The sequence below is a fragment of the Methylobacterium sp. CM6241 genome (assembly GCF_054817845.1).
In genome coordinates this window covers 1,790,737-1,809,792 of record NZ_CM139246.1, presented here as the reverse complement: position 1 = coordinate 1,809,792, position 19,056 = coordinate 1,790,737, and the positions used below count along the sequence as shown (strand labels likewise).

At 67.1% G+C, this 19,056-nt stretch carries 22 protein-coding genes; 12 read left to right on the top strand and 10 right to left on the bottom strand.

The window, feature by feature from the left end:
* Positions 1–12: 12 nt before the first annotated feature.
* Both ACYQR9_RS08390 and ACYQR9_RS08385 read right to left on the bottom strand, forming a co-directional pair.
* On the bottom strand, positions 13–771 hold the full coding sequence (locus ACYQR9_RS08390; protein WP_056432001.1) for a phosphatase PAP2 family protein: 759 nt from the start codon (positions 769–771) through the stop codon (positions 13–15).
* A 13-nt stretch (positions 772–784) separates the two neighbouring features.
* A complete protein-coding gene (locus tag ACYQR9_RS08385) occupies positions 785–1,360 on the bottom strand; it encodes a 2'-5' RNA ligase family protein (RefSeq protein WP_461229758.1) in 576 nt (191 codons plus the stop codon).
* 105 nt (positions 1,361–1,465) lie between these two features.
* Here ACYQR9_RS08385 and ACYQR9_RS08380 point away from each other — a divergent pair, with 105 nt between their 5' ends.
* From ACYQR9_RS08380 to ACYQR9_RS08350, 7 genes are all read left to right on the top strand, one after another.
* On the top strand, positions 1,466–2,443 hold the full coding sequence (locus tag ACYQR9_RS08380) for a glutathione S-transferase family protein (protein ID WP_461229315.1): 978 nt from the start codon (positions 1,466–1,468) through the stop codon (positions 2,441–2,443).
* Between the two features lies 1 nt (position 2,444).
* On the top strand, positions 2,445–3,011 hold the full coding sequence (locus ACYQR9_RS08375) for a hypothetical protein (RefSeq protein ID WP_461229314.1): 567 nt from the start codon (positions 2,445–2,447) through the stop codon (positions 3,009–3,011).
* A 155-nt stretch (positions 3,012–3,166) separates the two neighbouring features.
* Positions 3,167–4,096, top strand: coding sequence for a tetratricopeptide repeat protein (locus tag ACYQR9_RS08370; RefSeq protein WP_461229313.1), 930 nt, complete (start codon positions 3,167–3,169; stop codon positions 4,094–4,096).
* Positions 4,097–4,124: 28 nt separating this feature from the next.
* Positions 4,125–4,793, top strand: a complete 669-nt coding sequence (locus ACYQR9_RS08365) for an LON peptidase substrate-binding domain-containing protein (RefSeq protein WP_056431988.1) — start codon at positions 4,125–4,127, stop codon at positions 4,791–4,793.
* A gap of 26 nt (positions 4,794–4,819) precedes the next feature.
* Positions 4,820–5,026, top strand: coding sequence for a Trm112 family protein (locus ACYQR9_RS08360; RefSeq protein WP_056431985.1), 207 nt, complete (start codon positions 4,820–4,822; stop codon positions 5,024–5,026).
* 8 nt (positions 5,027–5,034) lie between these two features.
* Positions 5,035–6,024 carry an asparaginase gene (locus ACYQR9_RS08355; RefSeq protein WP_461229312.1) on the top strand — a complete coding sequence of 330 codons (990 nt, stop codon included), beginning with the start codon at positions 5,035–5,037 and terminating at the stop codon, positions 6,022–6,024.
* A 313-nt stretch (positions 6,025–6,337) separates the two neighbouring features.
* A complete protein-coding gene (locus ACYQR9_RS08350) occupies positions 6,338–6,730 on the top strand; it encodes a hypothetical protein (RefSeq protein WP_056431979.1) in 393 nt (130 codons plus the stop codon).
* A gap of 6 nt (positions 6,731–6,736) precedes the next feature.
* Here ACYQR9_RS08350 and ACYQR9_RS08345 read toward each other — a convergent pair whose 3' ends face one another.
* From ACYQR9_RS08345 to ACYQR9_RS08335, 3 genes are all read right to left on the bottom strand, one after another.
* Positions 6,737–7,096, bottom strand: coding sequence for a SpoIIAA family protein (locus ACYQR9_RS08345; RefSeq protein WP_056432431.1), 360 nt, complete (start codon positions 7,094–7,096; stop codon positions 6,737–6,739).
* 84 nt (positions 7,097–7,180) lie between these two features.
* Positions 7,181–9,358 carry a primosomal protein N' gene (locus ACYQR9_RS08340; RefSeq protein WP_461229311.1) on the bottom strand — a complete coding sequence of 726 codons (2,178 nt, stop codon included), beginning with the start codon at positions 9,356–9,358 and terminating at the stop codon, positions 7,181–7,183.
* Positions 9,359–9,384: 26 nt separating this feature from the next.
* Complete coding sequence (locus ACYQR9_RS08335) at positions 9,385–10,575, bottom strand: MFS transporter (protein WP_461229310.1); 1,191 nt, start codon at positions 10,573–10,575, stop codon at positions 9,385–9,387.
* Positions 10,576–10,682: 107 nt separating this feature from the next.
* Here ACYQR9_RS08335 and ACYQR9_RS08330 point away from each other — a divergent pair, with 107 nt between their 5' ends.
* The gene (locus ACYQR9_RS08330) at positions 10,683–11,426 is read left to right on the top strand and encodes an alpha/beta hydrolase (protein ID WP_461229309.1); all 744 of its coding nucleotides are present in this window, start codon (positions 10,683–10,685) and stop codon (positions 11,424–11,426) included.
* 139 nt (positions 11,427–11,565) lie between these two features.
* On the top strand, positions 11,566–12,426 hold the full coding sequence (locus ACYQR9_RS08325; RefSeq protein ID WP_056431969.1) for a cell envelope integrity EipB family protein: 861 nt from the start codon (positions 11,566–11,568) through the stop codon (positions 12,424–12,426).
* A 123-nt stretch (positions 12,427–12,549) separates the two neighbouring features.
* Here the strand turns inward: ACYQR9_RS08325 and ACYQR9_RS08320 are convergent, their stop codons facing one another.
* A complete protein-coding gene (locus ACYQR9_RS08320; RefSeq protein WP_461229308.1) occupies positions 12,550–12,855 on the bottom strand; it encodes a DUF3572 domain-containing protein in 306 nt (101 codons plus the stop codon).
* A 76-nt stretch (positions 12,856–12,931) separates the two neighbouring features.
* On the opposite strand from ACYQR9_RS08320, the gene ACYQR9_RS08315 reads away from it, so the two are divergent.
* Positions 12,932–13,309: a response regulator gene (locus ACYQR9_RS08315; RefSeq protein ID WP_018045229.1), complete on the top strand. Its 378-nt coding sequence runs from the start codon at positions 12,932–12,934 to the stop codon at positions 13,307–13,309.
* A 56-nt stretch (positions 13,310–13,365) separates the two neighbouring features.
* Entirely contained in the window at positions 13,366–14,739 is a 1,374-nt protein-coding gene (locus ACYQR9_RS08310) for a PleD family two-component system response regulator (RefSeq protein ID WP_207410213.1), read from the top strand.
* Positions 14,740–14,761: 22 nt separating this feature from the next.
* On the opposite strand, the gene ACYQR9_RS08305 is transcribed toward ACYQR9_RS08310, so the two are convergent.
* The 4 genes from ACYQR9_RS08305 to ACYQR9_RS08290 form a co-directional block, all read right to left on the bottom strand.
* Positions 14,762–15,973 (bottom strand): O-antigen ligase family protein, encoded by a 1,212-nt coding sequence (locus tag ACYQR9_RS08305; protein WP_461229307.1) that lies wholly within the window; start codon positions 15,971–15,973, stop codon positions 14,762–14,764.
* Between the two features lie 22 nt (positions 15,974–15,995).
* On the bottom strand, positions 15,996–16,595 hold the full coding sequence (locus ACYQR9_RS08300) for a DUF2059 domain-containing protein (RefSeq protein WP_461229306.1): 600 nt from the start codon (positions 16,593–16,595) through the stop codon (positions 15,996–15,998).
* A 55-nt stretch (positions 16,596–16,650) separates the two neighbouring features.
* The gene (rpiA, locus tag ACYQR9_RS08295) at positions 16,651–17,361 is read right to left on the bottom strand and encodes a ribose-5-phosphate isomerase RpiA (RefSeq protein WP_461229305.1); all 711 of its coding nucleotides are present in this window, start codon (positions 17,359–17,361) and stop codon (positions 16,651–16,653) included.
* Between the two features lie 164 nt (positions 17,362–17,525).
* Entirely contained in the window at positions 17,526–18,080 is a 555-nt protein-coding gene (locus ACYQR9_RS08290) for a hypothetical protein (RefSeq protein ID WP_461229304.1), read from the bottom strand.
* 280 nt (positions 18,081–18,360) lie between these two features.
* Here ACYQR9_RS08290 and gph point away from each other — a divergent pair, with 280 nt between their 5' ends.
* The gene (gene gph, locus ACYQR9_RS08285; protein WP_461229303.1) at positions 18,361–19,050 is read left to right on the top strand and encodes a phosphoglycolate phosphatase; all 690 of its coding nucleotides are present in this window, start codon (positions 18,361–18,363) and stop codon (positions 19,048–19,050) included.
* Positions 19,051–19,056 lie beyond the last annotated feature (6 nt).

The window sequence follows — 19,056 nt, the reverse complement described above, 5'->3', positions numbered from 1 at the left end:
CACGGAATGCTGTCATCCCGGAGGCGGATCGGGGGCCTCGACCTCTCCCTTCCGCTGGAGGATGAGCGCGACGAACCAGCAGAGCGAGGCCCATGCGGCGCCGATGCACCAGCCGGCGAGCACGTCGCTCGGCCAGTGAACGCCGAGATAGATCCGGCTGGCGCCGACCAGGAGCGTCATCCCGACGCCGACGATGAGGACCAGCACCTTCACGGACCGGTTCGGGTCGACGCGGGCGAGAAGCGACGCCAGGGTGAGGTAGGCGATCGCCGACATCATCGCGTGGCCGCTGGGGAAGCTCGCGGTGAACACGTCCATGCCGTGGGGGACGAGATCCGGCCGGGGCCGGTGGTAAAACATCTTGAGCACGGTGGAGACGAGGAGCCCCCCGCCGATGGCGCCCAGAACGAAGACGGCGATGCGGTGCCGGCGGGTGGTGGCGAGATAGGCCACCGCGCTCAGCGTGACGAAGGTGATGGTGAAGACGCTTCCCAGGCCGGTGATGTCGCGCATGGTCTCCTCCAGCCATCGCGGTCCGATCGGGTCGGACAGGTCGGCCGGGTTGCGCAGGGCCAGGAGGATCTTGCGGTCGAGGGCGGCCGTGGATCCCTCCCCCACCTCGTCGGCGAGATAGAAGAAGCCGTAGCCGAGACAACTAACGCCGAGCAGGGCCACCAGGGGACCCACCTCGTTGAGGCGAAGACGCAGCCACAGGGCGGTGGCCCGGTCGAAGAGCGGATGGTTGAGATAGGTCGGAAGCGGAGCCTTCATGGTGCGGTCTTCATCATCCGTTCGTCCTTCGATCGATTTCCACGCCCGAAGGCGAACTTGCCCGCCCGAAGGCGAAGCGTCCCTGCTGTTGCCATGGTCCGCCAAGGTAACGCCAGAGCAGAAGCCCCGTCGCGGTGAAACGGAACGGCTCGAAATCCCGTTCCAGCGCCCGATGCAGCGCGCGCGCGGCCTCCGGCGAGACCTTGTTCTGGATGGTGACGTGGGGCCTCCAGCCCTGTCGATCCTGCGCGGTCAATGCATCGCCGTAGCGCCGGGCGATGCCGTCCCTGACCGAGGCGAGGACGTCGGAGGCAAGCGTGAAGGCGACGCCGCGCCCGAGGAAGCGCAGACCGGTCACCTCGACGACGACCGGCGGCTCGGCGGCCGTCAGTTCGGCGAGCGTCCTCGAAATGCTCTCCTCCTCGGGTCCCGGCAGATGATGGAACAGGGTGGCATGGGCCGGGATATGGTTGAGCTTTTCCGGGAAATGCCGCCGCCTCAACCCGTCGAAATGCGCGAAGGCCGCCTTGTCCATCTCCAGCGTGAGGATAAGGGGATCGGATGTAGGGCCGCCGGGGGATTCGTTCATTCCCGCCAGATGGAGCGGGACGACGCGCAATCCAGTCGTCCCGCCCTACTCGGCGAAGATGCGTGGCCCATCTGAATCGAGCCAAGCACGGGAGAGGGATCGGGCATGGGACTTCTGGTCGACGGCGTCTGGCAGGACAAATGGTACGACACCAAGGAGACCGGCGGCCGCTTCAAGCGAACCGACGCGAAGTTCCGCAACTGGGTCACAGCCGACGGCAAGCCGGGCCCGTCCGGCGAAGGCGGCTTTCCGGGTGAGGCCGGGCGCTATCACCTCTACGTCTCGCTCGCCTGCCCTTGGGCTCATCGCACGCTGATCGTCCGCGCACTGAAAGGTCTCGAGGACGCCATCTCCGTTTCGGTGGTCGATCCACTGATGGGGCCGGACGGCTGGGTCTTCGGAGACACGCCGGGGGCGACGCCCGATACGGTGAACGGCGCGAGCCGCCTCTATGAGGTCTACCTCGCGGCCGTGCCCGACTTCACCGGCCGGGTCACGGTGCCGATCCTATGGGACAAGCAGCGCCGCACCATCGTGTCCAACGAATCCTCCGAAATCATCAGGATGCTGAACGACGCCTTCGGCGGGACTGGACCCGATCTCTATCCGGAGGCGCTGCGCACCGAGATCGATGCAATCAACGCACGGGTCTACGACGCGGTGAATAACGGCGTGTACAAGGCCGGCTTCGCGACGAAGCAGGAGGCCTACGAGGAGGCCTTCGACGCCCTGTTCGCGGAACTCGATTCCCTCGACGAGCGCCTGGGCCGGGCGCGCTACCTCTGTGGCTCGGCGCTCACCGAGGCCGATATCCGCCTGTTCACGACCCTGGTGCGGTTCGACCCGGTCTATGTCGGCCACTTCAAGTGCAACCTGCGCCGGATCGCCGACTACCCGAACCTGTCGCACTACCTGCGCGACCTCTACGCCCTGCCGGGCGTCGCCGGGACCGTCGATCTCACCCACATCAAGCGTCACTATTACGAGAGCCATCCGACCATCAACCCGACCGGCATCGTGCCGAAAGGCCCCGAACTCGATCTCGACGCGCCCAATGATCGCGCCTCGCGCTTCGGAGCCTGAGATGACGCGGTTCGATGCGATCGGCCCTCGACAGATCGAATGGGGGACATACATCTGCGTGATGACGACACGATCCTCTTCCCTCCGGCCCGCGACCCGCTCGAGCCTGCCCGGTCTCTGTCTCGCGCTTGCGATGTCGGCGGTAGCCGGTCCAGCATCGTCCCAGACGGCGATCAAGCTCGAAGGCTCTTGCGAAAAGCTGATCATCGCCGGGTTGGACATCACCCAGAACTGCAAGGACACGATGATGAACACCGTGTCCCGCAACCGGGCGAGCTTCGATTTCTCGGCATGGGATGGGCGCGGCCTGAGCTTCAGCGGCAGCGGCGCCCAACAGGAGCGCACCGAGGAGACCGACGCGCTTCAGCCGATCAACCTCGTCGTGCCGAGCGAGACGACCAGCGAAGGGGTGGTCCGTGGGCCGCTCGTCGCCGTCGGCTCCTGCAGCTTCAGCACGCCATCCGAGGGAAAGACCGCGATCACCTGCGAGGCGAATGCCGCCAAGGGTCGGTACGAGGCGCGGTTCGTCACCGATGCGAAGGCTCCGCCGACCGCACCCAAGCCCTGAGCCGGACGAGCCGTCCGGGTCTTGCATGGAGAAGCGGGATAGACGCGAAGGCGCTCTGGTCTCGCTGCGACATCGCGCCCATCTAGGGCTCGGTGATATGTGATCGGCGAGACCGGCCTTGTGCCGACGATCGGGCCGCTAGAGTTGAGGATGGCATGCTGAACGACGTTTCCACCGCCGGGGCGACCCCCGCCGGCGGCCCCCAGAACCTCATCAAGGATGTCACCTCCGCGACCTTCCGCGAAGAGGTGATCACCGCATCGATGACACAGCCGGTGCTGGTGGATTTCTGGGCCACGTGGTGCGGCCCGTGCAAGCAGCTGACGCCGCTGCTCGAGAAGGCGGTGAACGCCGCCAAGGGCGGGGTCATCCTGGCCAAGGTGAACATCGACGAGAATCCGGCGATCTGGAGCCAGATCAGCCAGCAGCTCGGGCTGCAATCGATCCCCGCCGTCATCGCCATCGACAAGGGGCGTCCTGTCGACGGTTTTGTCGGCGCGCTGCCGGAGAGCGAGATCAAGGAATTCATCGGCCGACTCGCCGGTCCCGCTGGCCCGACGCCGGTGGAGGCGATGATGGCCGAGGCGGAGGTCGCGCTCGGTGAAGGCGATTTCGCCGGTGCGTCTGAGCTCTATGCCGCGGTTTTGGGCGAGGAGCCGGGAAATCTGGTGGCCCTCGCGGCGCTCGCGAAGATCCAGCTCGATGCCGGCGAGATCGGCAACGCTCGTCAGATCCTCGACATGGCGCCGCCGGAGAAAACCGGTGACCCGGCCCTCGCCGGCATCCGCGCGGCGGTGGAGCTCGCCGAACAGGCCGCGTCCCTCGGCGATCTCGGTGTCTTCCAGAAGCGCATCGCCGCCGACCCGGCCGATTTCCAGGCCCGGTTCGACTTCGCCCTCGGGCTCAACGGGCTCGGCAAGCGCGACGAGGCGGTGGACGAACTGATCGAGATCGAGCGCCGCGACAAGACCTGGAACGACGGCGCGGCGCGCAAGCAGCTGCTGACCTTCTTCGAGGCCTGGGGCTTGATGGACAAGGCCTCGATCCGCGGCCGGCGACGACTTTCGACGCTGGTCTTCGCGTGACGCAGAAACGCCAGGGCGGAGACAGGCGATGAGCACCCATTCGGGCTATAAAGGACCGGGCGATTGCCCCGGCGTCATCCCTGTCTTTCCTCTGCCCGGCGCTTTGCTGCTGCCTCGCGGACAGATGCCGCTGAACATCTTCGAACCGCGCTACCTCGCCATGGTGGACGACGCGCTGAGGACGGACCGGGTCATCGGCATGATCCAGCCCGACGTTGAGAGCGGATCGTCGCCGATGACGCCGAAGCTGTTTCGCGTCGGCTGCCTCGGCCGGATCACCCAGTTCGCCGAGACCGGCGATGGGCGCTACCTGATCTCGCTCACCGGGATCAGCCGGTTCCGCGTGGAGAGCGAGCTCGCCACCACCACCCGCTACCGCCGCTGCCAGGTCTCCTACGACGATTTCCTCAGCGATTTCGAACCGAGGGCCGGCGAAGAGGCAGTGGACCGCGAGGGCGTGCTGAAGGCGCTTCGGGACTTCGTCGAGGTCAACGACCTCAAGGTCGATTGGGCCGGGATCGACGAGGCGCCGAACGAAGCCCTCGTCAACGCCCTCTGCATGATGAGCCCGTTCGGCTCGCGAGAAAAACAGGCGATGCTGGAGGCGGCCGACCTCAAGACCCGTGCCGAGGTCTTGATTGCGGTGACCGAGATGGAGTTGGTGCGCGGATCGGGGTCCGAACCGACCCTGCAGTGACTCCGTTGACCCGAGGATAGGACACGATGGCAGACGAGATCCCCAACGCCGTGGAAGCCACGCGCGTCGACCCCAAGCTCCTCGAACTCCTGGTCTGCCCCCTGACCAAGCAGTCGCTCGAGTACGATTCCGCGCGCCAGGAACTGATCAGCCGTTCCGCCAAGCTCGCCTATCCGATCCGTGACGGCATCCCGATCATGCTGCCCGAGGAAGCGCGGCCCCTGAACGACTGAGGCAAAAGGTGACGGACGTCGTTCTCCCCACCGTCGCCATCGTCGCCACAGGCGGCACCATCGCGATGAAAACCGACCCGGTGACCCATGCACCGGTGCCGGCTTTGTCCGGAGCCGATCTCGTCGCCGCCGCGCCGGGCCTGGAGAAGCTCGCGCGGATCACCGTGACGGAGTTCTCCAACATCCCGAGCGCGGAGATGGGCCCGGACCTGTGGCCCTCGCTGACACGGACCGTCGAGGGATTGCTCGCCGATCCCGAGATCGCCGGAGTCGTGGTCCTGCACGGGACCGACACCCTCGACACCACAGCCTATTTCCTCGATCTGACGCTGCGCAGCGACAAGCCGGTCGTCGTCATCGGCGCGCAGCGCAACGCCTCCGACCCCGACAGTGACGGGGCCCGCAACCTGCTCAATGCGGTGCGCCAGATCCTCACGCCCGCCGCCGCATCCCTTGGCGTGACGGTGACCCTCAACCACGCGATCAACGCGGCGCGTGAGGTGAGGAAGACCCACACCCACAATGTGGAGACCTTCCATTCGGGCGAGACCGGCTATCTCGGCACCATCGACGAGGATCGCGTGGTGATCCGCCGGACGCCCACGCGACGGCAGACCCTGCCGCTGCCCGAACGGCTCGCCAAAATTACCATCGTGGCGATGTATGCCGGTGCCGATGGCAGCCAGATCCGCCATGCCGTGGAGAGCGGCGCGGAAGGGATCGTGGTGGCCGCCCTCGGCATGGGCAACGTCAATGCCGCGCTCCTCGATGCGATCAGGAGCGCCATCGCCCAGGGTGTCGGCATCGTCATCGCCACCAAGCTGGAAAACGGCCGCGCCCTGCCGGTCTACGGCTTCCCCGGCGGCGGAAGCACCCTGAAGGCGGAGGGCGCCGTCTTCGCCGATGACCTGTCGCCGGACAAGGCCCGCGTGCTGGCCCTCCTCGCGCTCCCGATCACGCGGGACCGCGACGCGTTGCAGGCCTATTTCGATCGTTGAAACGAGCGTTCATCTGAGGTGCCGTCGCTCGGCACCGAAGCATTGCCAACATCGAAGCGATATCGGCTTGGCTATAGTTTGCACGCTATGTCACGCCGCGTCCGATTTGCACGCTCCCGCTCGACATTTCGCTTCAGCATTCGACACCATCTGCATACGAGAACGGCGAAGCTTACCTTGGCCGATGCCATAAATTTGCCCTGAGCATCCTAGATCTATACAATCCAACAACTCACAGAACGCAGGATTCCTCTCAAGAGCGCCGAAAGGCTGCCCGTGGGAATCTGTGAACTATCTCAACTCAGGGGGAAACATGTCGAAACTCGTGGCTGTGCTGGCGCTCGGAGCCGGACTCTCATCCGCTCATCTTCAACCGGCCGTCAGCCGCGAGGGCGGCAATTTCAATGGCGCGTGGTCCGTCGAGCTCGTGACCGAGAGCGGCATCTGCGACAGCCGCTACAGCTATTCGGTCTCGGTGCAGGACGGTCAGGTTCGGCTCATCTCGTCGGCCGACCGCGCGACGATGACCGGCCGCGTCGGCACCGACGGAACGGTGGGGCTCAATGTCTCGAATGGCGGCGCGAGCGGTGCGGCTTCCGGCCGGCTCGACGCCCGTTCGGGCAGCGGAACCTGGAAGGTTTCCCCACTCTGCTCGGGGCGCTGGACGGCGCGGCGTCAGACCACGCGCACCGCCCAGGCCGAGTAGGGTGCGTTAAGCGGCGGCGAGCCAGCTCCGTGCCTCATCGATATGGGCGCGGTCGAAGGTCTTGATCTGCGCCGGGGACACCTTGCCGAACGTATCGGCGATCATCCGCAGCCAGGATGCATCGGTGACGAGCGCGACGTGGCTGACGCCCTTCATCATGGCGAGACCGAAGCGGACGTCCTTGAAGAAGGCCGCGGGCTCCATGCCCTTGAACTCGCGCACGTCCTCCAGAAGCTTGAGCTTGCCGCCCTTGTCGAGGTCGGCCTGCATGGCTGCGATCACGGTGTTCATGTCCTGGTCGGTGATCTGCCCATCCACGACGATTTCCGCGACGGTCGAATCCGGGTTCTTGGTGTAGGTCAGCACGTGCAGCACTCCTCGTGGGGTCGAAGATCTTCAGGGCGTTAGGTCTTCAGGTCGAACGCTACCCAAGCGAACGTCAGGCCAGGGTTATAGGAAACTCTGAGGGTCTACGTCGATGGCGACCTTCACGTTGCCGCGAACCTTCGGTCCCCGCTTCAGCCAATCGCGAAGATACGATTGGAGATCGACCGCCCGCTCGGTCTTGACCAAAAGGCGAAACCGGTAGCGCCCCCGGATCAGCGCGAGCGGCGCTTCCGCCGGACCCAGCACCATCACACCATCGGGCGGATCGGCGGCACGGGCCAGGGCCTGTCCATGCGCCTCGGCGGTCTCGCGCTCATTGGCCGAGACGATGAGGGCGGCGAGACGCCCGAAGGGTGGCAGGCCCGCCGCTTCCCTCGCGGCGATTTCCTCCTCGTAGAACCGCGTCGCGTCGCCGGAAAGCAGGGCCGCGATCACCGGATGGTCGGGCTGGTAGGTCTGGACCAGGGCACGCCCCGGCTTCTCGCCGCGCCCGGCACGGCCCGTCACCTGCTGCAGCAACTGGAAGGTCCGCTCCGCCGCGCGCGGATCCCCCGAAGTCAGGCCGATATCGGCATCGAGCACGCCCACCAGGGTCAGGTGCGGAAAGTTATGGCCCTTGGCGACCAATTGCGTGCCGATGACGATGTCGCATTCCCCGTCCGCCACGCTCTGCAACTCGGCGCGCAGGCGCTCGGCGCCGCCGGGAAAGTCGGAGGAGAGCACGATGATGCGCTTGTCCGGGAACAGCTCCGTCACCTCCTCGGCGATGCGCTCGACCCCCGGCCCGCAGGGGGTGAGGTTGTCGAACGTGCCGCATTCGGTGCAGGCATCGGGCCGGCGCTCGGCATAGCCGCATTGGTGGCAGACCAGGGCCTTGCGGAAGCGGTGCTCCACCAGCCAGGTCGAGCAGTTGCGGCACTGGTAGCGGTGGCCGCAGGCACGGCACAAGGTGAGCGGCGCATAGCCCCGACGGTTGAGGAACAGCAGCGCCTGATCGCCGGCCTCGATCGTGGCGCGGACGGCATTGACCAGGGGCGGGGCGATGAAGCGGCCCTTCTCCGGCTTGTCCAGGCGCATGTCGATGGCGTGGATATCCGGCAGCCGCCGCCCGCCGAAGCGTTCGGGCAGGACGATATGGGCGTAGCGCCCTTTCTCGGCATTGACCTTGGTCTCGATGGAGGGCGTCGCCGAGGCGAGGACCACCGGGCAGTTCTCCAGCCGGCCGCGTACCACCGCCATGTCACGGGCATGGTAATGCACCCCGTCTTCCTGCTTGTAGGCCGCCTCGTGCTCCTCATCGACGACGACGAGGCCAAGATCGGTGAAGGGCAGGAACAGGGCGGAGCGCGCACCGACCACCACCGAGACCTCGCCCGCCGCCACGCCGGCGCGCAGGCGCTCGCGGCGCTTCGAGCCGATGCCGGAATGCCAGGTCGCCGGGCGGACGCCGAACCGCTCGGCGAACCGGTCAAGGAACTGCGCCGTCAGGGCGATTTCCGGCATCAGGATGAGGGCCTGGTGCCCGCGCCGGACGGCTTCGGCCACGGTCTCGAAATAGACCTCCGTCTTACCCGAGCCGGTGACGCCTTCGAGGAGGATCGTCGGCGCCTTCGCATCCTCCGGCGCGGGAAAGGCCAGGCCGATGAGGTCACGGGCCGCCTGGTCTTGCGCCTCCGACAGGGGGACGCGCTCGTGGTCTGGATCGGGCGGGAGCGCCACCGGCTCCGGTGCCAGAGCCACGGCTTCGAGGGCGCCATCATCGATGAGGCCGTCGACCACGCTGAGCGAGACGCCCGCCTCCTTGGCGAGCGCGCTCTTGCCGCGCATCGCCCCATCGGCGGTGACTGCCAGCACCTTCATCCGCGCCGCGGTCGGCCGGGCGGGCGGCTTGCCCGAACCGCGCACGCCGATCCGCGAGGTCTCGCCGCGCGCCGCCTCGTCGGGCAGGCGCAGGGCCATGGCCAGAGCCGAGCCCTTCGGCGCCAGGGTGTAGCGGGCGAGCCAATCGACGAGTTCGCGCAACGGGTCGGACAGGGGCGGCGCTTCGATTCGCCCCGTTACCTGCCGCAGGTTGGAGCCGCCGGGGCTCTCCGCCACCTGCCAGACCACACCCACCGTCTCACGCGGCCCGAGCGGCACCTGCACGACATCGCCCGGCGACAGGACCAGCCCGGCGGGCACGGCGTAGCTATAGGCGTTGTCGAGCGCGAGCGGGATCAGGATATCGGCGACGCTGGGCATGGGCTCTTCTGCATGGGAACCATGTTCTATCTATGTACTCTCTCGCCCGATCGCGACCGCTCGCCGCGTGCCAGAAGAACCGCCACCGGAAGGGCCGCGAGACTGACCCCGCTCATGACCCAGAACCCCGACGCCCCGTAAGCGGCGAAGAGCGGACCGGCCGCAAGCGTGAACAGGGCAGAGGACAGGCCAAGGCCGAGGGGACCATAGAGGGTCAGGGCCGTGGCGGTGAGGTCCTGTGGCACGCAGCGGCCGATCTCCTTCAAGCAGGCGAGATGCAGGAGCGCGAAGGTGAGCCCGTGCAGGCACTGGATCGCCATGAGCGCGGTCAGCGACACGGTCTCGGCACTGATCCCCCATCGCAGCGCCCCGACGAGGGCGGCGAGCCCGATCGCCCGGCCCGGATCCAGCCGCGCCAGGATCCATGGGCCGGCGACGAGGAAGACCACGATTTCCGACGCCACCGCCTCCGCCCAGAGCAACCCGGCGACATCCGGCGTGATGCCATGGCGGCTCCACAGGATCATCGCGAAAGCGTCGTGCAAGGCATGGGCGCCGAGGATCAGGGAAGCGGCGAGAACAACGAGCCCGAACCGCCGGTTCGCCAGGACGATCATCAGGCCTCGCCCTGCGGCCGGTCTCGCGGGCTCAGCGATCGGCTGGGTCGGCAGCGTCCAGGCGGCGAAGCCGGCGGCGATGAAGAGCCCCGCCCCGAGGAGGATCGCGCCTCTGATTCCGACGGTCACCACCACCATGCCGGCGAGGCTGGTGGCCAGGATGAAGGCGGCCGAACCGGCCCCCCTCACCCAGCCATAGGCGAAGCGTCGTCCACCTTCCGAGGCCGAGAGGGCGAGGGCATCGGCGAAGGGGGCCAGGGGCGCGGTGAAGACCGCATAGGCGAGAGCGACGACGAAGAGACCGGAGAAACCAGCACCCGCCAGATGGGCCGAGGCCGCCACCCCCGTCAGGGCGGCGGCAAGAGTGAAGACCGGGCCGACGATCCCCCATCGGTCGGCGATCCGTCCGGCCAGCGGCCCGGCAGCCATCCGCACCAGCATCGCGATCGCCAGGAGCCAGGCGATCTCTTGCGCCGACAATCCGCGCTGTTCGAGGAACAGCGGCAGGAACGGCGACAGCGCGCCGTACCCGCCATAAAGCGCCGTGAACAGCGCGAGATGGCCGAACAGGCTTCGGCGATCCTTGGCGCTGGCGCTCACGCGAGTGTGGCCGGCATCGGACGTTTCCTCGCTTGCGTCATGGCCGTGGCGGGCTCTACCCCTTCGGCAGCCCGATGATCGGGCGATGCGCTGCGGGGAGACACCCGATGACGGCTTTGCCGCTCACCTTCCTTGGCCCGGACGATCGGCCAGGGGAAGCCCGCGCCCGGGAAGGCGTCGTACTGCTTCACGGCATCGCGCGCCGCTCGGCCTCCCTCGGGCGGATGGAGCGCGCCTTCAGGGCCGAGGGATTCCTCACCCTCAACTTGAATTATCCGGGGCGGAAGGCAGACCTCGCCAGCATCGTCGCCGAGGTGGCGCCACAGGTGGCGGGTTTCGCCGCCGGGGTCGCGCGGGTGCATTTCGTGACCCATTCCATGGGCGGCCTCGTCGCGCGCGGGCTCATCAACCGGCATCGCCCGGCCAATCTCGGCCGCGTGGTGATGCTGGGAACGCCGAATGGCGGCAGCGAAGTCGCCGATTTCCTCCACCGGATGCTGCCCTACCGCCTGTTCTTCGGCCCGGCGGGGGTGCAGCTCACCACCTTTCGCGATCAGGACCTCGTCGCGCTCCTCGGCGAGGTCGATTTTCCCCTGGGGATCATCGCGGCGGACCGCTCGATCTGGCTGATCGAATCCTTCCTGATCCTGCCTCGCCCCAATGACGGCCGTGTCAGCGTGGCGCGAACCCGCGTGGCCGGCATGACCGACCATCTGACGATCCATTCCACCCATGACCTGCTGATCCTGAACCGGGCTGCGATCGCGGCCTCCCTGCGCTTCATCCAGCAAGGACGCTTCCGCGAGAACCGAACCGGCGAGGAATCACGTGTGGCACTTCTCGACGGGTGAGGCCGATGCCCGGCCGCCTTCGAGACCCGCGCCACCGCACGAGAATACGCCGCCGTTGCCGCTCCGGCATCGACCCCCTATCTGTGTCGACGCATCGGCTCGCCGTTCCCTTCGACCGGCGCGTCCATCGGGAGACCTCATGCGGTTGCCAAGTTCCACCCTCGCCATCGCGTTCGGCGCACTCGCCGCCTTCACGGCCATCGCCGAGGCCGCGCCGATGCGACTGGCCGGCCACCGCGCAGTCTACGACCTGTCGCTGGCCGAGAGCCGGGGCGCGCGGGCGGTGGAGAGTGCGCGGGGTCGCATCGTCCTCGAGTTCAGCGGCGATGCCTGCAAGGGCTACACGATGCAGACCCGGCAGGTGACGGAACTCGACAGCGGCGAGACCGGCAAGCGTCTTTCCGATCTGCGCAACACCACCTTCGAGGGCGGCGACGGCCATCATTTCCGCTTCAAGACCAACACGGTGCTCAACGGTAGCGCATCCACGGCGGTGGATGGAACGGCCGAGAGCGGCGCCGAGGCGTTGAAGGTCAAGCTCAAGGAGCCCAAGCGCGATCAATACACCGAGACCGGCCCCGTATTGTTTCCGACCTTCCACATGCGCCGCATGATCGAAGCGGCACAGGCCGGCGAGACGACGATGTCGGCCAAGGTGTTCGACGGGTCGGACGACGGGCGCAAGATCTTCGACACGCTCGCGGTGATCGGCAAGCCGGTCACCACGGACGAGCCCGCGAAGAATGGCGCGGCCGACCGCGACAAGCCCCTGCGCGAGGGCGAGATGGCGGGGATGCGGCGCTGGCCTGTGACCCTCAGCTACTTCACCGCCGGACAGGGCGAGCGCACCCCGGTCTACGTCCTCTCCTTTCTCCTCTACGAGAATGGTGTGAGCGGCGGACTGAGCCTCAACTACGGTGATTTCACCATCGCGGGCGACCTCAGCCGTCTCGACCTGCACAAGGCCGAGGCCAAGACCGAGGCCGAGTGCAAGCCATGACGCCTGGCGCCCCGCCGCCTCGTCGAGGCGGGCGGGCCTAGGCTCGAGACCACTCGTTTCGTGTCGCCCCCATACGGGAGTGGCGGCGCGCAGCCCTACGTTGCCGGCCGCCGGACCGGGGCGTCAGCCGAAATCGGCATCGGGATCGGGGGGGCCGAGACGGCGCCACGCGTCGGCAATGCGCTCCGGTTTCATATCGAGTGCCGTGGCGCAGGCGATCAGCACGGCTTCGTCGCCCATGACATGGTCGAGGACCGCCGAGAGAAAGGCGGGATCGGCAGCACTCTCCCGCAACGTATCGGGTGTCAGGCCGGAGGAGGCCATGAACGGCAAGAGCCTGTCGCCGTCCTCCGCGATCCATCCGAGCACCGAGATGGCGACCTGCTCCGCGGATCGATCGGGGCGGTCGGATTTGCGTTTCGTCAACATGTATCCCTTAGGTTCTCATCGAGCGGGACGCCGGTCCTTCCAAAATGCGCCGCCAGCCTGCCGGGAACAATGAGCCATGCCGAAAACAGTGCTCATCGTCGAGGACAACGAGCTGAACATGAAGCTCTTCAACGATCTGTTGGAAGGGCATGGCTACGCGACTCTCAAGACGGCCAACGGGATCGAGGCCATCGAACTCGCCCGCGCCCACCGTCCCGACCTGATTCTGATGGACATCCAGCTTCCCGAGGTTTCCGGCCTCGAAGTCACGAAATGGCTGAAGGAAGACGACGACCTCAAGCATATCCCCGTCATCGCCATCACGGCCTTCGCCATGAAGGGCGATGAGGAGCGCATCCGCGAGGGGGGCTGCGAAGCCTATCTGTCGAAGCCGATCTCGGTTGCCAAGTTTCTTGCCACCGTCCGCCTCTACCTCGGCGACGGAGCCCGTTGAGGAGCACACCGTCGACAGGGTCGTCCCGTCGAGCCCGTTAACTTGAGCGAGGAACGATGTCGGCCCGCATCCTGATCGTCGATGATCTCTTTCCGAATGTGAAGCTGCTCGAGACCAAGCTGTCGCTCGAGTATTTCGACGTTCTGGCGGCCATGAACGGGCCGGATGCGATCTCGATCTGTGAGAAGGGCCTGTGCGATCTCGTCCTGCTCGACGTGATGATGCCGGGCATGGACGGGTTCGAAGTCTGCCGCCGCCTCAAGAGCAGTCCGACCACCGCCCACCTTCCGGTCGTGATGGTGACGGCCCTCGACCAACCGGCGGACAGGTTGCGCGGCCTCGATGCGGGGGCAGACGACTTCCTGACGAAGCCCATCGACGACACCGCCCTGTTCGCGCGGGTACGCAACCTCGTCCGCCTCAAGGCGGTCACCGACGAGCTGCGCCAAAGGGCGCTCGCCTCCCGGGAATTCGGCATGGGCGATCCCCTCGCCCTCGCCACCGCCGAGGACGGCCAGAATGCCTCGATCCTGCTGGTCGAAGATCGGGCGAGCTCGGCCGAGCGGCTATCGGCGGCCCTCAGCCAGCACCATCGGGTCACCGTGGTCGCCGATCCGCACGACGCCCTGGTCCTGGCCATCGAAGGGGATTTCGAGCTGGCTCTCGTGAGCCTCGACCTTCAGGGGTTCGACGGCCTGCGCCTCTGCAGCCAGATCCTGTCCCTCGACCGCATCCGCAACATGCCGGTGATGATGATCGCCGAGGAGAACGAAAGGGCGCGGGTCATCCGCGGCCTCGAATTCGGCGTACACGATTATCTGCTGCGCCCGGTCGACCGGAACGAGCTCGTCGCCCGCGTGCGCACCCAGCTGCGTCGCAGCCGCTTTTCGGAAACCCTGCGCGGCGCCGTGCAGGCATCCATGGAAATGGCCGTCACGGATGGCCTCACCGGGCTGCACAACAGGCGCTACCTCGACAGCCATCTCGCGGTGCTGTTCGCCGATGCCGCCCCGCGTCACCGCGCCGTCTCGATGCTGATGCTCGATATCGACCGGTTCAAAACGATCAACGACACCTACGGTCACGATGCCGGTGACGAGGTGCTCCGCTCCTTTGCCAACCGCATCCGCCTGCATACCCGCGAGATCGATATCGTCGCCCGCTATGGCGGCGAAGAGGTGGTCATCATCCTGCCCGATGCGGAGCCGGACGCCGCCCATCACATCGCCGAGCGCATCCGCGAACGCATCGAAGCGGTGCCGTTCCTGATCCAGCGGGAAACGCGGGACATCCACGTCACCGTCTCCATCGGGGTGGCGTGCCGCCATGCCGATGATTCGGGACCGGCCGATATGCTGAAGCGGGCGGACCTCGCGCTCTACCGCGCCAAATCCTCCGGCCGTAACCGCGTCGAGGCCGAGGCCGCCTGAAGCGGCCAGGACGGGCCGGGTTTCATGCCGGCTCCTTGCCAGCCTCGCACGTCCAGGCGACGGCAGCACCGACAGCCGCGATCCACCAGCCCTGCCAGGCCCCGTGCTCCACGAAGGCGACGGCCGTGCACGACCCCACGAGGCCGAGGGCGATGACGCTTTCCCCGCGCGGCAGGCGTCCGATGAGCGCCACCATCATCATCAGGATTGCCCCGGCCAGGGTTGCGCCGACGATGCCGAGCTCAGCCCAGATCTGCAGGAAGATGTTGTGCGGGTGGCCCACCGCCAGCATCGGGCGCAGGCCGGGCTCGATCCGTGCGGCAACGGGCGTATCGATGAATCGCGCCGAGGTCCCGAACCCGGCGCCTTGCCAGGGATCGAGGGCTACGGCCGCGCCGAAGCTGCGAGCGATGGCGACCCGTGCGCGCGAACTGCTCTGGACCAGACGCTCGTGGATGGCATCGGGCATGACTTTCTGAAGAATATCCCCCTCGATCGGCGAGAGGACGAGGGCGAGAGCCAGGGCAGCGCCCACGATGGCGAGCCCGACCCGGCGAGGGGTCAGGACGGCGACGAGGGCCGTGATGGCACCGGCTGCGAGCCCCATGGCGGCGGCGCCGCTGATCGATCGCAGGATGGCCCCGGTACTGATCACGATCACCAAAAGCGCCGCGATCCCATGCCCGCGCCGGTAGAGAAGATAAGCCAGGGGCCCCATTACGGGCGCGATCGTCAGGGCTGGGCGATTGAAGACGAACAGCGCCACCCGTGAGCCCATCGCCCGATGGAGGGGAAGGTGGTTGGCCAGGGCCACAACGATGTAGAGCCCGGCGATCGCGATGGACCAGGCGGCGAGCCGGGGCGTGAAGGCCGGCATGTTTCCGGGCGCGAGGCGCGCGAGGAGATAGGCCCCCACGACGGTCGGCAGGAATTCCTGCATGTTGCGCCAGGACAGATCCTTCACCGGGCTCCAGGAGATGCTCGCCAGCGACCAGACGACGAAGCCGAGGACTGCGAGACCGATCGGCGTGGCGAGCGGCCTCGCCACGAACCGCACCGTACCGCGCGCATCCTCGATCAGCCCGGCGATGAGGAAGAACGAGGCGGAGAGGCCGACGACGGTTGGGCTCGACCGATTGGCCAGCGCCATGGCCACCGGAAGGATGGCGAGTGTGATGGCACCGGTGGCACGTAGGCGCGCGACCGTCTCCGATCGGGGCGGGAAAGAGATCATTGGAGACGGGCGGACCGGACGGTTACTGGAGTTCGTGGCCGCGCTTGCCCATCTCGGCACGCACACGGACCATCATGTATTCGGACACGCCCTGGGTCCAGTTCTGCATGGCCTGGACGATCTCGTCGAGCACCTGCGGCTGGGTCTCGACGTAGCGCTTGCCCGCCGCCGAATGGAAGAAGGCGACGATCTCGGTGAGCTCCGCCTCGGACAGGCGGCTCGCATAGATCTTGGCCGCCGTCTCGATCATCATCTGCTTTTGCAGTTCCATCTCGGGCGCCAGGGAGGTGAGAACCTCATCGAGATCCTTCGTCAGGTCCGGGCGGGTGATGGCCGCCTGTTTGATCTGCTGGCCAAAGGCCGGAAGAATCGAGTCGAACGACCGGGCGATGCCGGAGCTGAGGGTGACTTCGCGGGCCAGGGCCAGATGGTTCGGCGTGTAGGTCGGCTGCTGGGCCGCGGGCGTCGAAGGCGCGGGCGCGGGCGCAGCGGGCTTGGCCCCGGGCTTGGCCGGCGCGGCAGGCTTCTGCGCCTGAGCCAGGCCGGCGGTCGGAGCCGAGACGGCGAGGATTCCGGCGAGGACCGAGGCGGTCAGGACGAAAAAGAGAGGGCGGCGGGACATGCGAGCGCTCCGGAAAGACGTGTCGGTCGAGAAATCAAGCGGATGGGGAAGCGCGTCAGACCGCGCCGAGACAGGTGACATGCGCCTGCCCGTCACGGGCCTCCGCCAGGATTGCGCCCGTGGCGAGCCCGATGAACAGACCGTGCTCGACCACGCCGGGCACCGCCCAGAGCGCGGCGGACAGGCGTTCGGGATCGGCGATGACCTTCAGATGGGCATCGAGGATGAGATGGCCGCCATCTGTCACGAAGGGCGAGCCGCCGGGTCCGGAGCGCAGCACGAGATCGCCCGCGCAGCCAGCACTCTCGATGGCCTTTCCCACGGCGATGCGGGTAGCGCCGAGGCCGAACGAATTGGCCTCCACCGGCAGCGGAAACGCGCCGAGGGTGGTCACGGATTTCGCCGCGTCGGCGATCACCACCATACGGCGGCTCGCGAAAGCCACGATCTTTTCGCGCAGGAGTGCGCCGCCGCCGCCCTTCACCAGACGCATCGCGGCATCGATCTCATCAGCGCCATCGATGGTGAGGTCGAGTTCGGGCAGGTCTTCTAGGGTGGCCAGGGGAATGCCGACGCGCTCGGCGGCGATTCGCGTCGCCTCCGAGGTCGGTACACCCGTCACCTTGAGTCCCTCGCGCACCCTGGCGCCGAGAAGCTCCACGAACACGTTGGCGGTGCTGCCGGTACCGATGCCGAGTCGCATCCCATCCTCGACGAGGTCGAGGGCGCGGGCGGCGGCGGCACGACGCAGATCGGGTCCGCTCACGAGGGAGACCGGTTCGTCGGGAGGGCGGGGACCAGATGCATGGATGGGCTCTCGGGCTACGGGCTGGGCCGCTGAAAGTCCCGAGGCCCTAGCACGGCTGGCAACGGCGTCCAACGGAGCACTTGCCGAACGCGGCACTTGCCGAGAACACGCAGCGATTGTCGTCAGGGCCTGGTGTTCTGGGGCGGCGTGGCACTCGGCCCCGCTCGGCCGGGCGCCTGCCCCGTGGCCACGGCCTCTTCGGGACCGCTGGTGGCCGGGTTCGCCTGGGCCGTGCACACCACCGCTTCCTTCTGGAGCTGGACGTAGCAGATGCTCATCTCACCCGTGCGGTAGTTGACGCGGAACACCCCGGCCTCCCGGGTGTGGCGGGAGGCGACGAGGCCATATTCGGACGGGGCCTGGGCGCTGGCGCCCTCCCCTGAGCCGTAGCATACGGTGAGGCCGACGCTGCCCACCGCACCCTCGCGCAGACCGTACTGACAGGACGTGACCTCGCCGGTGACCTTGTCCACGCGATAGACCCTGTTGAGGTCGATCTGCGGCGCGGGCACGAACTCGAAGGAGGCGGCGGACACGGCGCCGACAGTGCCGGCGAGAACGCTGAGGGTAATCGCTACCCGGCATCCAAAATTGCTCCAACGCCGTCCCCGCGAACGCGCGGAAGCGGCCGGAACCATGAGTGTGAACGCGGGATCGGTCGGCAGGGTCGAACGCATGGTCGCCTTCGTGTCCGGATGAAGACAAGGGAATCTCACGGCCGCTCCCCTATAGCGGCCTTGCGGCGCAACCGTGACCCGCTCGCGAATGCCTTGATCGCACCACGTCACGATTCTAGAGGGTGGAATCGGATACCGGATCCGGGTCGATCGCGTAAGTCCTTGTCCCCTAAACGGCTTTTCCCAATGGGCCATGCCGCTTTATCGGGCGGGGACCGCCGCGCAAACCGGTTCTTCACCATCGCGCCCTTTACCGACCCACAGAACCCAGCGAGCCACCATGCCAAGCCTGCCGCCCATCGTCGTGTTCGACCTCGACGGAACCCTTGCCGAGACCGCGGGCAACCTCGTCGGCACCCTCAACGCGATCCTCACCCGCGAAGGCCTGCCGACACTGCCCCTGGATCAAGCCCGCGACATGATCGGCGCCGGCGCGAAGGCGCTGATCCAGCGTGGCTTCGAGGCGGCGGGGGAGACGCTCGACGACACAAGGCTGCAGACCCTCTTCGTCGATTTCCTCGACCATTACGGCCGGCATCTCAGCGAGCATTCCTACCTGTTCCCCGGCGTCGAGACGGCTCTCGAGATGCTGAGCGCCCGCGGCTTCCTGCTGGCGGTCTGCACCAACAAGGTCGAGGCCCATGCCAAGCAACTGCTTGAGGAGCTCGGTATTGCCAGCCGCTTCGCCGCCATCTGCGGCCGCGACACGTTCCCGGTCTACAAGCCCAATCCGGCCCATATCACCCTCACGGTGGAGCAGGCGAAGGGCGACGTCTCGCGCGCGGTGATGGTGGGGGATTCCCGCACCGATATCGATGCCGCGAAGGCCGCCGGCATTCCGGTGATCGCAGTGCCGTTCGGCTATACCGACCTGCCGGTGGAGCAACTCGGCCCCACGCGGGTGATCCAGCATTTCGATGACTTGGTGGATGCGGTCGAGGCCCTCGTGCCGGCTATCGCTACGGCTTGAGGGAAA